Below are 12,770 nucleotides of genomic sequence, written 5' to 3'. Positions count from 1 at the left end.
CAAAAGGCAAGTTTTCCTATAGCTGCTTTAAGGGGGTGGGTATCGGCCTCAGATAAAGCCGGGCTTATATTCACCTTTGAGTCAAGGGGTTACATAAGTTGTACAGCCCTTGTATTGGAGAGCTGGAGGGGCAGAGCAGGCCGGAAAACTAATGCTGGTCGGATTAATATAGAGCCTGGATCAATCGACTCACAGAGTCTAGCCACCAAACCTGCGATAGCTGAGGGGCTCATTTGAAGGGGCAAATAGCCGTGGTGACTTGTAGCGGATAGTCTGAGCTCCCTCATGATGCCCTGTTTTAACAGCCAGAGAGACTTTTTTCGCATTAGTACTTGCACAACAAGGAACATTTGGGTAAAGTGCGCGCTCTCTCGACGACACAGCAGCTATCTTCCTGATTTCCTTGAAGATTTCGCTGAAGAGAGAGACCGCTACAACGCGGAGAGCCCTCACGAAGGGTGACAATTTGGTGAGGTGTCCGAGTGGTCGAAGGAGCACGCCTGGAAAGTGTGTATGTCGCAAGGCATCGAGGGTTCGAATCCCTCCCTCACCGCCATCTTCTAAAAGCCCGGCTTATGACGGGCTTTTTTGATTCTGCCTTTCAATTGGTTTCTCTATGTCTTTTTTGGCGATTCTACTCGTCAGCCCAGAGATTTTTGGGCTTTGCTAAGGGGGGATCTCATCTTAGAAGGGTTTGCCAAATATTACTGCGTTTATAATTGATGAGCTGTTCGATTTAAGGGGGGGGCAAAAAGGCCTCTTTACTCATTCTGCTGTAGTAGTTTTATATAGATCCTCATTTTTGTTGCTATTTTCCCTGCCGCCAAAATTTTGTGGGCTAAGTTGGTTTTGAGAGAATTTTAACTGCAAATTGGCTCTTCTCCTTGCTTTTTTCCTGCAGCCCCACCGTCTACTTTTTTAGGGTTAAACTCATACACATTTATATTTTGGCTCTTATTGAGGTAAATTATCTAAAAAAAATTTGTACCTACTAAGTAAAAACTTCTTATTCAACAACCTTCTCTGCTTCCTATTTTTTCTTTCACTTAGAGTGGCTTGTTGGAAGTTTGTGCCGTCGGTCATATAAGTGAGAGTTACACTGCTGGTATCAATCAGCTATAACGCAATAAACAAACCCTAACAGGGACGGGCGCAAAGCTTTTTCCAAACAAAGTTGGCAGTTTGGCGGTGGTGTAGGAGATGCTTAGGGTGCCCTCCAATGGTTTATGTAGCCCCCCAGGGAAGCCGCTAGTAGCTGAGCATGAGCACTAAGAAAAGGTAAGTACACATTCACCCCAGATTCCACTGGAATTTTCTTCGACATTTGGGTAAAGTGCGCACTCTCTTGACGATATAACAGCTATCCTATTGATTTACTTAAGGGTTTTGCTGGAAAGAGAGGCCGCTTTAAGGCGGAATGCCCTCGCAGAGGGTGACAATTTGGTGAGGTGTCCGAGTGGTCGAAGGAGCACGCCTGGAAAGTGTGTATGTCGCAAGGCATCGAGGGTTCGAATCCCTCCCTCACCGCCATCTTCTAAAAGCCCGGCTTATGCCGGGCTTTTTTATTTCTGAAGCTTTTGTTCTTAAGTCTTGAGTATCAAAGTCCTTAGCTGTCACTGCTTTCTCCTATAGATGGAGGAGGCTGCTAGGCAGAGACCCTATTTATTACCGCAATACTCATCAAAATTGCTGGGAGTGTTAGCAAAGCCAGCCTTCTCTGCAAGTTCCCATGGTCGTTCGCATTCTTTAGTTTTACTACACCAAAGGTAGCCGGCTGAGTTTATACACCCGTGGGCATCCTTGTCTGAACCGACCGGTGTGGTGGGCTTGGGATCCTCTGGAGTATCTGAGGAGCACCCCATCAGGGACGCGACTAGAATAAAAGCGGCGGCTTCTTTGATTTTGAGCATTACAATCACCAGAAAGTTAAGGTTATTGTTAAGTATACGATTTAGTGCAGTACCCTTCACAAGCCGTGCCTAATTGTTACTTCAAGGCCAGTTCAAGTGGGTCTTTTAATATTATTATTAAGTTTGAAAGGGTATGGGGTTGATAAGCCCCTTCAGTCTAGTAGCTTATCTGCAAATCTGGCTATACTTAAAAATCACCCTCTCGATAGCTCTCAAAAGTCCTGGTTACTTTAATATCCTGTCTTAGGGCTGTGATATCTCTATCGCAGGAAAAAATAAGTCCGTAAGTAGTAGCGGATTGCCTAAATTTACAGTATTTCATACTGACTTCACCATACTGGCAAGCAGCTTTTCACATGCTCTATAGAGAATAGGTTCTAGCTCTTTTGCTCCAAAAACAGGCCTATATCTAAGCATCCCTCTTAGGCTGAATACTCCTGAAAAATATTCTCTCCATGGCATTTTCTCTCGAGCCCTATAAGAGGAGTGTGTTTTATTGGAGTCGGCGTAATAGAGTCGAGCTGCGACTTCAATCTTTGGCCGCCAGAATACAGGCATTGCACCAAATTCTCCAAAGTATGCGGTGTCAAACTCACCCCCTCTTACTTTTAAGACTACAACCTCTAGTGCTAAATCATTGGATTTAGGTTCTATTCGACTCGATATATGTGGTAAGGAGAAAATTTCTACCAGCCTATGACGAATGCCCGCCTCTAAATCTTCGCCCTTAAAAGCCCCCCAAGCACCAATCTTGCTAAATTCATTCTGTGAGACGACAATCATTTTATCCAGATAGACTCGTGGTTTACTCTTTTTAAATAACTTTGAGAACATTCTTACTGTAGCCAGATATAGGTTTTGTGAGGATGGGTACAAGGGTTAGTGCTGAAGGTATCGTGTGAAACCGACATCCTATTAGACATGGAATGATAGGTTTTCTGTCTATATTTTGCGCTACTGTTAATGGCTAAATTGTATCTCCCATGGGCAAAGAGCCAAATAGATATTGCTTGCCGGGAACCATCTTTTCTCTGCCGCCCATGATGACCGGTTGTAGCATGAGCTTGAACGAATGATGTTAATAAACTAAAGGTATAGTGTTCTTGGGGGATTAGTTACCTATTAGTTTTGGTAACTCTCTCATCGCTTGAAAGGACACTACACCAACGGTATTAGATTCCTCGTTAAGACGATTTAAAAAGTAAGTTTTCATGCCTGCTTCTATACCAGCCTGAACTCCCACTGGTCCATCATCTATAACGGAGCAGTTCTCAGGATGGTAGCCCATACTTTTGCGGCATGTAGATATATGCCTGGATCAGGCTTCCATATGCCTACTTCATATGAACTGAATAAATTATTTCCGAAATACTTAGATAGCCCGCATATATCTAATGAATGCTTGATTTTTTGCAGGGGGCCGCTAGATACTACTGCTTTCTCACCATCAAGTGCCTCAAGAGCGTCTGCTACACCTTCAACAGGTTTTAACTCTCTGGTAAAGATTTTTGTGACTATATCGCGATAAGCTGCAACAAAATTGCTTTTCAGTTTGATATTATTCTCTTCTTCTAATAGGGATAGAATACTTGCCAGTTTCCAGCCCCTAAATCTTATGACCAGTTCATCAGCATCTAGTTTTATTCCGTAATTTTCGAACATAATAGCTAAGCCAATGCTGGAGAGGTGTTCGCTATCAACTAAGGTGCCATCGTTATCAAAAAGCAGGCATTTACTCACAGATGAAACTCCTATTGATTTCTTTTATGTTACGCTATTTTTCCCATAGTGAGTTTATATAAATGATATATAGAGCCGCCGCCGCAACAGGTATGAAGTGCCACCAATAAGAGGAGGCGTCCCCTCCGAGGTTGTATTGGTATATAACAATACCGGCGGCAAGTATGCTAATTGAGGGTAATAAGTATAGGGAAGCCGCAAGTATCACTGATGAAAGTTTTGATAAATTTCCTCTATTAGCTACGCCACCTCCAGCGAATGCGGCCATCATAAAAAGGAATCCGCAAAAAGACAATTGAAGAAATGAGCCTACAATAACCCAAGTTAAAGACATGTTGATCCGTCTCCTTTGTATAATTCACTCTAAAATCCTGCCGTGCTAACTGACCCTGGTGAGGGTATTGCTGCTTTTTCTTTTTTGTGGCTTATTATTCTAATTATATGATTTATTGCGGGATCTTCTCCTGCGAAATACTCTTCAGATGAGAGTGTTACGGGAACATGTGGTGCAATCCAGATGCGATGATCTTCGGCCTTTGAGGCCTGATGATATTGAGATGAAATAATTCCCCAGACACCGCTGTAAGGAAGTTTAAACCATCCCGCTTCACCTAAATGGTTGGGTCTGCTCCCACTTGGTTCACCGACAATGATGATGTCAGTTAAGCGATCGAGGTCTGCAAGTAACAAATGTGCAGCGGAGAAAGTATTTCGTCCAATAATCACAAATAGATTATTCTCTTCGCTATTTTCTGAAAAATGAATTAACGATCTTGTTAAGGGAGGGATAATAGAACCATTGCCGCCGCTGTTGTGACGCAAATCTAGAACAAGATTTTTGACTTTTCTACCCTTGGTGAATGCTGTGATCTTTTTGCTGAATAGGTCCAGTGGGTGCGACTTATCTTGTGCGACCCTATTAAATTGTAAATATAGGAGATCATTGTCAGAATTGTATTCAAGCCAATAGTTTTCTTTCTTGTTCCTTAGGTAAAGTAAGTTGTCCCTATTATTAGGTGCGGGTAAGGTTGGAAAACCTGTAAAGTTGAAAGGTTTTCCTGATAGAACTATTTGCTCTTTGGCTCCTGATTTTTCTTCCAAAGTTAGTGGGATCTTCGATGCACTTTCTACTATGCCTAAACCCTCGAGAACCTCCGGTAAGGCCAGATAGTAAGGCCCCAGCCAGTATTGTTGCATTTCGTTATCGCGGGCATTTACAGTGGCAATCTTTTTCATTACTGCATCTATCGGCTGGTTGGCTACAGAAAGGAGTTTTTTCCCTACAAGATGCTTATATTCGGTATCGGCACCTACAATGAATATCCCATCATTAAACCAATAGAGCTGGATTGGTAACTTGCTGAATGAGCCATTCCTAGAGTGGGTTGGGACAATAAAGTTGTGTCCATTCCCTAAGCTGGCAAGTAGCGCCATCATTCTAAATACGATTTGTTGGTCGGTTAAGTGGGGGATTTCTGTTTTAATTTCGTTTATGTGTAATGCTAGATCTTCCTTTGATGAGTGATGGTAGGGGTTAACATGTAGGCGTAATATTTCATCAGCTAGGAAGTTTAAATCTGTCATCCAGCGTTCATCTCTCGATAAATTTTCCAGCTGGCTTTCCCCAGAAAGCTCCTTATACATATCGTCTTGAGATATGTGTTGAAAATCACTACTACCAATGAGGCTCTTTCGGTCATCCCATCTGAAATCGAGTGCTTTTTGAATCCAGCCTAGCGCTTGGTCTTTCTCTTCCATTTTGGAATGGCATTGTGCAATTTTGATCATTATATCGTTAGAGGGGGATGAAGCTGATCTTACCCCTGACATGATTGTCCCTAGCTCTAGCGTTCGTTCAAGCGCAGGAATTGCTTTGTTGCATTGGTTCGTCTCAATGTATCCATGCCCGAGTAAAAACCAAGTGTCTCCATCATCTTTATATTGGGCGGTTAGTTTTTCGAGCAAGGGAATAGCTTTTTCCCAGTCATCGGTTTTTGCGAAACTTACTGCTTGTTCTCGCTCTATCCAATATTCGGAGCCGCTAGAGGGAAAGGACCGGGAGGGCATTTGACCAATAGCGCTGTTGGTCATAAGGTCTGCCTTTGAAGCGGCTACTACAGGTGATTGGGTCAAGAAAAATCCGAGTACCGAAAGGGTCAAAAAAATTTTCATGCTTGTTTGTGCTTATGCTTTTACGATTGAGATTCTTAGGGGGAAGCTTGAATAGGGTATGCCTGAAGTAACATTACACCTAACACTAGTAATCGCTTTACTGTTTTTGCTAATGAGGGGCTCACTCCCTGCTCGTAAAGGCGAGTTTGAGTCCTAAAGCTGCGAAGCTGCCAGCAAAGACTCGTTGGATGATAATGCTAATTTTTTCTGAGTGAATAACATAATTTCGAATGACTGTTGCTAGTAAGCCATAAACAATGAAAACCAGAAAGGTTATAGCCATGAAGGCAAGTCCAAGAATCAGCATACTATCTACGGGGTTCTGTATTTGAGAGGGAATAAACTGGGGTAAGAATGCCAGGAAGAAGATGGTTAGCTTTGGGTTCAAGATATTAATCATAAATCCCTTGAAAGCAATTGAGGTTAAGCTCTGTTTCTTTTGACTTTCCTCCAGAGTCAGGGAGCTGCTAGATTTAAGCATTGACCAAGCTAAGTACAATAAGTATGCGACTCCTGCATATTTTACAAACTGGAATGCTAATGCACTGGTATGAATGATTACGGACAGCCCCATGATGCAAGCAAAGATGGAGGGGATGATGCCTAGCGTACAACCTAACGCTGCAGAAATACTTGCCCTTTTACCCTTGAATAGCCCCGCTGCAACTGTATATAGAACTCCCGTTCCCGGTATCAACACAACGATAAAAGAGGTAATTAAAAACTCAATGCTTATCATAAGGACAAGTCCTGACGTGAAATTATAGATTTAAATGCTGGATTTAGGGATAACCCTTTTGAATAGTAACTTCTCAATCTTCTTCAATTTTTAAGCTTACACCAGCTATTGGTGTTCCTGGGGGAAGGCCATTAAGCTGTTCATATATCTGCCCAAGCAGATCCAAATGAACTTCCCAAGATATAGATTGATAATTTTCTGTAATGTACTCCCCGCCCATTATCGGTGGATGGATTGGTGAATAGCAACAACCTTGAGTTAATGGTTGGTCCACTAACTCAAGTAATAATCTGTATTTAAACCAGTTGCCCGGAATATCTTTCATTGCTGCCATCATCTCTCGAAAAGCATTCCAAGATTTTGCGGCAAGTTCCATTTCGCCTGTGCCAGTATCTAGGAAATAGACACGTTCCCTGTTCAGTAGGCCTTCCTTCCTTTTGAAGAATAAATCTCCCATGGAGGTCAGAAGGCACATGGAGGCCTTTTTGCCAACTAGCCATCTCCAGTATTCAAGGGCATCTATTTTTCCTAGATCAGTAACTGGAGCAAAAATATCTACTTCAATATCCATAGTGTATTTCTATATGCCTGCGGTAAAATTGCCCAAAACTCATGATTGATCTTAGTCAAAGCCTCTGTCACACATCCATGGCGCTACGTCAAGATTTTTGTGGAGACAACAGTTCGCTTGCAGGTTGAGCGGAGCCGAACTCTTGTTGGCCCTTTCTCCAGAAATAAATGCTGATACAAAAAATAACTACAGGTAAAACCATACCAAATTCGTTGAGATACCAGCCTGAATCTGTGCTTTGAAGGGTCAATGGATTGAAGAATTTTTGAATAAATACATTGTGGCTCATGTGGAAAATAACGGCAGGCCAAACACTGTTAGTCTTTAATCTTACGTAAGTCATGATGACTGACATTGACATTAGGCCTAGTGTAAAGAAAAACAACTGATAACTGAGAGGAGCTGTTTCATTACCGTAGACACCTGCTATCATCATGGGCCAATGCCAGGCGGCCCATATAAACCCAGAGGTTAGTGCGATCCCTGAGAAGGACATAAGCTTTGAGAGCTCAGGTACAAGCAATCCACGCCATCCAATCTCCTCTCCTAAAACTCCAGGCAGTATCAATAAAAAGCTGATACTTGCAGTAATTAAGAATCTAAAGATGATTACACTGGTATCACTCCAGCCATCTACTTTATACCCTTCTCTTAGTGCCGTAACGTATTCCGAGTTATACCACTCCCCGAAACCTAAGATCCACATAATGAGGTAGGTAGCTGCTACATAACCCAAGGGTACCAAGTAGCTTAACCACTGATATCTCCAGCTTCCCCAAGACCATCCTAAGGAGCCCAGGCTCTTCTTGAATATCAAGCATGTTGTGACCGTGGCAAGCCCAACAGAAAGCATTAAGGGTACTGCGCTTTCCATGTGAAAAATTAGCCGGTATCCGATAGGGTAGAGGCTCGCTGTGAGAATTAAAAAAACAACGATAATTTTGAGCGAACTCAGCGATTCTTTCATCTAGATCGTTAACTCCGTGTTATCTTGAAAATGGCTAATCTGTAGTATGTCTATGTGCGAAATAGGATGTTTCTTGTACTGTTAATGAGTGGGAATTACAAGAGGCGTAAGGTTTTGAAGGTTGCCCTGCAGAGTACTATTGTTGGGGTTAGGTTAAATTTACAGTTTCTGAATCATCTTTTCTAAATGCGGGAGGAATAGGTTATTAACTGTCTCTCGAATTAATATTCCTTGGATTTTTTACTGAGCTATTCGATTATAGTGAATTCGATCAGTTTTTCTCTACTCTTACCTAAGCGGTTTTGATCTTACCAGGCGGGTCATTGTATCTTCTTGTAGATTCGTTCAATGACATTCTGTATGGGATGTTTAGAGCTGTTAAAATAAGTGCGCTAGCCTCAGGTGAGTATTTTGTATTTCATAGAAGTTAGGCAATGACTGTAGCCGCTTGATTAATAACTGCTAACCGAAGTAGTTGAGGTGCTATATATGGTTGAATGTCAGTACACTTGTACAATGATTGGGCTACTTCCTCCTTTCCATAGCTTAATGCTGTTAAGTAACCTAGAGGGTAAAAAATCGCTCGGAAAATGACGTATGGGTAGTGTCCGGCGGTTTAGTTATTGAGCCGTTTAATGCCAAGTGCTGTGCTGCTCCTGAGTTATAAAAGGGCATTGGTTAATGCTGTTTCCATTCTATGGTATCGCCTAAATTTTGCTTTATATTTTCAAACATTGCGACTCTGCTGGAATTGGGAAATTTTTGGATAAAGAAGTCGATTTGCTGTTTTGCTTTGGGGATGTCTTGGCGATAGATATGCAAGAATACATAACCAGATTCGACCTCATCGTTAAGATTGGGACTAAAATGTTCTTTTAGTATGGATAAGCTTTGCTCTGCTCTGCTCTGTCTAAGTATGCGGGGCCAATTGATAGGTAGAAATAGGATGCTGAAAAGTTGCACATCACGGACTTTTTAAAAGTGTGAAGACATGCACTTAAGCTATTGAATGCTTTTTCCGCGCTACCCTCTACATCCATGTTGTGGCCCTGTCGGTAGAGTTCTGATAGTAGGTAAAGTGACTCTTCTGAGCCATTATGTACTGTGTTAAAAGCTTCTGCTTCGGAAACTAATGCAAGCCATTTTTGATAGATCAACTCTCTTTCTTTCTCATTTGTAAAACTGGGTGGGTATCCACCAATAAACTGATTGAGTTTTAATATATTCTGTCTAATCTCCGGAAAGGACATCGTGGGTGAAGCTATTACTGGGGGATTTAGTTCAAATATCCGTTCTTGGAGTGTGGTGCCAGGGATGTTGACTTGAGATGAAGCGTTGGCAGATAGAAATGTGATGAAAATTAGTGCTAAAGATAACTTCATTATTCTGCCTCTTATATCCTTGTTGTAATGGTTCTCGACCTTTATGTAGTATAGGGGATAGCTATTGTTACTACATACCAATTTCTTAACCATCTAAATTTTTTTAGTCGTATATTAGCTTAATGATATTCATTCATTGGGGTGGGTGGATACAGCACACTTGTACCGATTTGTACCCATGTCAAAGTGGATTGGCTTCTTGACGGAGCTCAAAGCTATAATCAAAATGCTCCCCCAGCAGTAATTAGCCGCAGTTTAGTTTTATGCGACTCAAGTCTTTATTAATAGTGTCCATGTTGACCCTCAGCGGGTGTTATGAAGTAACCCCTCAATCTTATGATCGCAATGAGTGGTTGCCACGGTGGTCTGATGTCGATGGTGATTGCCAGAATACTCGCCAGGAGCTATTGATCCGTCTCTCTTTGGCTCCTGTTGCCTTCAGCAATGAGAAGAGCTGTACAGTGATTACAGGCTTGTGGATGGATCCCTATACGGGACAGTTTTTTGAAAAAGCTTCGGATCTGGATGTGGAGCATATAGTACCGCTATCTTGGGCTCATAAGTACGGTGGTGCTAGCTGGAGCCGGGAGCAGCGTAGAGCTTTTGCAGAAGATCCTGCAAATTTGTGGCTGGTTGATGATGGCCACAATCGCAGTAAGGGAGATAAAGGGCCCGATCAGTGGCTACCGCCCTATAAGCCAGCCCAAGCCATTTATATTCGTCAGTTTGAGGTTGTGGCCCGTAAGTATCGGCTTGGTGACTGAATACGACACTCTAGCGTTAGAGCTGACAGTGAGCTGATTTTTAAGTAAATCGGCTCCTGATGGAAATCGCTGATCTCCGGATTATTTAGATCCTTTACTCCTTGTTCCCCATCCTATTATCTCCTTCGGGTTATTTGACAATAGTGATATTTAGCTATCCACCTAACCTACAGGTCCTGGCATGAACGCTAGTCAGAAATGGCATTAATGTACACTTCAGTTAAAGCACTGTGATTTTCTTCTGTTGCTGAATATTCATTTCTGCGATTACTTGCCGCTTAGATAGGGTGGGGTGTTACGAATTTGGCTTCCTTGGGTTACATAATTGAAGCGATATTTACGGGCATTGAATTGAGTTAAAAGATGATAGGGGAGAGCTATGGATAGAGTTGCGGGTATCTCGGCGTTTGGCATGGGGTTAATTTATATTAGTGCTTTTGCATTCTTTGGTGCTTTTTGGTCTTTTCCATCGGATGGGAGCCCCATAGAAAAAATGACGTTCTTGGCAGAAAATCAACTGATTTTTAATATTGCCTATACCCTAATGTACTTGGTCTTTGCGATATTACTGGGCTGTGTGGTAGTTAGCTTATATGAAAAGCTAAAAAGTAAGAGGAGGGAGATTGCTGCATTGGCATCCTTGTTTGGAGCAGTCTGGGTGGGCCTTGTCATAGCGAGCGGTATGATCGCAAATATAGGACTCGCCTATGCTTTGGGGCTTATGGAAGTCAGTGTTCAGCAGGCTTTCGATACCTGGGGAATAATATACTTGATGGTTGAAAGTCTTGGTGGTGGCAATGAGTTGGTGGGTGGACTTTGGGTTCTGTTAATTAGTATTGCTGCAATGCAAGCTGGGCTTTTTCCCCGGCCATTAAACTTTATCGGTGTGCTAGTGGGAGTGGCGGGAATTGCGACTATCTATCCGGACGATATCTTTACAGAAATATTCGGAATTTCCCAAATAGTCTGGTTTATTTGGTTAGGTTTCTCTTTGCTAAGACTGGGTAGGCACAGTCAAAAATGGGAGGCAGCAAACTCTATTCCGAGCGCTAATAGCTAAAGGTGTATATAGGTAAAGCCTGCTCCTTCACATGGAATGTGTCAGAACAATAAAGTTTGTATGCAAGAGGGTAAGAAAGTGTTTTTGATTTTTCCCAAAAAATGAAAAATGCGTCTATCCTTTCAATGGGCCAAGCATTCGTTGATTCAGTGTCTTGGCTTGCGTTTCCGCTGTCGTAAGGCTGGTGAATCCGGGGCTATTCCTTGCCTCGCTGTTTGTCGCAGTCATTTGAGTGACTTGCCGGCCAGTCCTCCCCGGCCCGTGGGTAGCGAGCGGATTGCACATTACCTGCAATTGATTCACGGGGTGATAACCCTGGATATTTTGGAGATCTAATTGTGAAAAGTAAGCAGTTCATTCTTCCTTTGGTAATTGCCAGTCTTGCTGCTTCTGCTGCCTTCGCGGATAACCATCCCAAGAAGCCGGCGAAAGACTGGACCTGTGCGGATTTCCTGGCTATCGACGATGAGTTTAAACCTAAAGCAGTTTATTGGGCTGCCGCCTACGCCAAGAAAGGCACGGAAGAGGGGGATATGCTGGATATTGAAGGCACAGAAAAAGTGACGCCGATGGTGATTACCGCCTGCACCAAAGCGCCAAAAGAATCTTTCTGGGCTAAGTTCAAAGATGAGTGGCACAAGGTGGGGATGCACCACAAGAAGGATAAAGCTGAAAAGCAAATGATGAAGATGCAGAAAAAAATGCAGGATGGCACTCAGATGAACAATAGTAATGGTGGCAGTGGCACAAACGGGACTAACCAGTAGGCGCTGTTCGTCAATACTTGCATTGCTATTGTTCTGGGCCCGGCTTGTGCCGGGCTTTGTCTATCCTGAGATGGAGATTCACCAGCGAAATGGTTTCGGTTAGTATTTGTGGTGAATGGATGAAAAGTAGGCAAATGGATTTGTGATATGGGAAAGACTGTAAGAAATGAAGCCAGGCGCGGGAGAACAATTAGCCGTTCTACCAGGCTCTTCTGGGGTGGGGTGCTGTTGGCTGGGTTATTCCTGGCGCTGTTTATGCATTCGGCAAAGGCAGTCGTCTGTTAATTTGCCTTGATATGTATGGCGCCCCCGGGTGGACTCGAACCACCAGTCCGGACTTAGGAGGTCCGTGGTTTATCCTGTTAACCGACGGGGGCGGGTGTCAGCACTGCTGAAGAGCGGCGCTATTCTAGCCTGTGGAAAGCCCTGTGTCATGTCATGCTTTTCACCATTAACTCACCTTCCATCAAATCGTACCAATTTTCTGTGTCACTGAGGGTAACATTGGCGCCACTCGGTTACTGCTATTCCCGTCGTTCTCTTTTCTTAAAATTTTCGAAAAACTTTCATAAATCTGTCTTTTTTCTTCGCTACTTTGACTTCGAAATGGCGGTTTTTGCGGATAGCTTTGTTCGGGGATCAGCTGGAAAGTTTTGACGTGAAAGCCGCATTTCCACTTGATAAATTATTGCTTGACC

At 43.0% G+C, this 12,770-nt stretch carries 12 protein-coding genes and 3 tRNA genes; 6 read left to right on the top strand and 9 right to left on the bottom strand.

The features are described from left to right. The first annotated feature begins 468 nt into the window (after positions 1-468). Together ACYX4J_RS14025 and ACYX4J_RS14020 are read left to right on the top strand one after the other, a co-directional pair. A tRNA-Ser gene (locus tag ACYX4J_RS14025) sits at positions 469-556 on the top strand. A gap of 886 nt (positions 557-1,442) precedes the next feature. After that, positions 1,443-1,530: transfer RNA gene (locus tag ACYX4J_RS14020), tRNA-Ser, on the top strand. A gap of 128 nt (positions 1,531-1,658) precedes the next feature. Here ACYX4J_RS14020 and ACYX4J_RS14015 read toward each other — a convergent pair. The 8 genes from ACYX4J_RS14015 to ACYX4J_RS13980 all read right to left on the bottom strand — a co-directional run bounded on the left by ACYX4J_RS14015 (position 1,659) and on the right by ACYX4J_RS13980 (position 9,574). Continuing rightward, positions 1,659-1,910: a hypothetical protein gene (locus ACYX4J_RS14015; RefSeq protein ID WP_444896630.1), complete on the bottom strand. Its 252-nt coding sequence runs from the start codon at positions 1,908-1,910 to the stop codon at positions 1,659-1,661. 318 nt (positions 1,911-2,228) lie between these two features. After that, positions 2,229-2,744, bottom strand: a complete 516-nt coding sequence (locus ACYX4J_RS14010) for a hypothetical protein (protein ID WP_444916046.1) — start codon at positions 2,742-2,744, stop codon at positions 2,229-2,231. Between the two features lie 420 nt (positions 2,745-3,164). Beyond that, positions 3,165-3,650 (bottom strand): HAD hydrolase-like protein, encoded by a 486-nt coding sequence (locus ACYX4J_RS14005; RefSeq protein ID WP_476176861.1) that lies wholly within the window; start codon positions 3,648-3,650, stop codon positions 3,165-3,167. Positions 3,651-4,013: 363 nt separating this feature from the next. Beyond that, positions 4,014-5,822 (bottom strand): hypothetical protein, encoded by a 1,809-nt coding sequence (locus tag ACYX4J_RS14000; RefSeq protein ID WP_476176860.1) that lies wholly within the window; start codon positions 5,820-5,822, stop codon positions 4,014-4,016. Between the two features lie 121 nt (positions 5,823-5,943). Further along, positions 5,944-6,561: a LysE family translocator gene (locus ACYX4J_RS13995; protein WP_444927324.1), complete on the bottom strand. Its 618-nt coding sequence runs from the start codon at positions 6,559-6,561 to the stop codon at positions 5,944-5,946. A 73-nt stretch (positions 6,562-6,634) separates the two neighbouring features. Next, positions 6,635-7,132 carry a T6SS immunity protein Tdi1 domain-containing protein gene (locus tag ACYX4J_RS13990; protein WP_476176859.1) on the bottom strand — a complete coding sequence of 166 codons (498 nt, stop codon included), beginning with the start codon at positions 7,130-7,132 and terminating at the stop codon, positions 6,635-6,637. Positions 7,133-7,220: 88 nt separating this feature from the next. Then, a complete protein-coding gene (locus ACYX4J_RS13985; RefSeq protein ID WP_476176858.1) occupies positions 7,221-8,099 on the bottom strand; it encodes a CPBP family intramembrane glutamic endopeptidase in 879 nt (292 codons plus the stop codon). A gap of 875 nt (positions 8,100-8,974) precedes the next feature. Continuing rightward, positions 8,975-9,574, bottom strand: a complete 600-nt coding sequence (locus tag ACYX4J_RS13980; protein ID WP_476176857.1) for a hypothetical protein — start codon at positions 9,572-9,574, stop codon at positions 8,975-8,977. A 170-nt stretch (positions 9,575-9,744) separates the two neighbouring features. Here ACYX4J_RS13980 and ACYX4J_RS13975 point away from each other — a divergent pair, with 170 nt between their 5' ends. The 4 genes from ACYX4J_RS13975 (at position 9,745) to hdeA (ending at position 12,072) form a co-directional block, all read left to right on the top strand. Further along, entirely contained in the window at positions 9,745-10,245 is a 501-nt protein-coding gene (locus ACYX4J_RS13975) for an HNH endonuclease family protein (RefSeq protein WP_476176856.1), read from the top strand. Between the two features lie 379 nt (positions 10,246-10,624). Next, entirely contained in the window at positions 10,625-11,305 is a 681-nt protein-coding gene (locus tag ACYX4J_RS13970) for a hypothetical protein (RefSeq protein ID WP_476176855.1), read from the top strand. Between the two features lie 108 nt (positions 11,306-11,413). Continuing rightward, positions 11,414-11,641, top strand: a complete 228-nt coding sequence (locus ACYX4J_RS13965; protein WP_476176854.1) for a hypothetical protein — start codon at positions 11,414-11,416, stop codon at positions 11,639-11,641. A 2-nt stretch (positions 11,642-11,643) separates the two neighbouring features. Continuing rightward, positions 11,644-12,072 (top strand): acid-activated periplasmic chaperone HdeA, encoded by a 429-nt coding sequence (gene hdeA, locus ACYX4J_RS13960; RefSeq protein ID WP_282933522.1) that lies wholly within the window; start codon positions 11,644-11,646, stop codon positions 12,070-12,072. Positions 12,073-12,373: 301 nt separating this feature from the next. Here the strand turns inward: hdeA and ACYX4J_RS13955 are convergent. Further along, a tRNA-Arg gene (locus ACYX4J_RS13955) sits at positions 12,374-12,449 on the bottom strand. Between the last annotated feature and the right edge of the window lie 321 nt (positions 12,450-12,770).

The sequence above is a fragment of the Microbulbifer sp. ABM4_008 genome, from assembly GCF_056311705.1.
This window is presented reverse-complemented; position numbering and strand designations above follow the sequence as displayed.